This window comes from Paraburkholderia sp. RL17-347-BIC-D (genome assembly GCF_046027915.1).
Classification (GTDB): domain Bacteria; phylum Pseudomonadota; class Gammaproteobacteria; order Burkholderiales; family Burkholderiaceae; genus Paraburkholderia.
This window is the reverse complement of record NZ_JARESS010000242.1, coordinates 1-500: the sequence shown is the minus strand read 5'-3', so window position 1 is coordinate 500 and position 500 is coordinate 1. Positions and strand designations below refer to the sequence as shown.

Here is a 500-nt window from a genome sequence, read left to right as displayed (position 1 = left end):
CTATCTGACGGCCGTCGTGGACTGGGCGAGCCGCCGGGTGTTGGCACACCGGGTGGCGATCACGCTGGAGAGCTGCCATGCTGTCGAGGCGCTGGAGGAAGCGTTTGCGAAATACGGCCTGCCTGAGATCGTCAACACGGATCAAGGAAGCCAGTTCACCGCAACCGAATTCACCGACGCGGTTCTCAGCCGGAAGGTTCTCCTGTCGATGGATGGGAAAGGCGCCTGGCGTGACAACGTGTTCGTCGAACGGGTGTGGCGCAGCGTTAAATATGAAGAGGTTTATTTGAAAGCGTACGACTCGGTCGGCCACGCACGCCGCTCAATCGGCAATTACCTGAACTGGTACAACCAGAATCGGCCTCATTCGAGGTTGGCCGATCAGACACCGGATGAGGCATACTTCGCGACGCTGCCAGCGATCAAATCGGCAGCTTGATGACCCCGGCGCTTCCACTTATAAACTCGATCTGACTGTCCGAACCAACGGCGCCACCTCT

1 protein-coding gene is annotated in these 500 nt (G+C 58.6%); it reads left to right on the top strand.

Annotated features, from left to right (window positions below; translation table 11 throughout):
• The coding region (locus P0D96_RS48380) for an integrase core domain-containing protein (protein ID WP_408321458.1) at positions 1-439 on the top strand (439 nt) is incomplete at its 5' end.
• Positions 440-500: the final 61 nt, after the last annotated feature.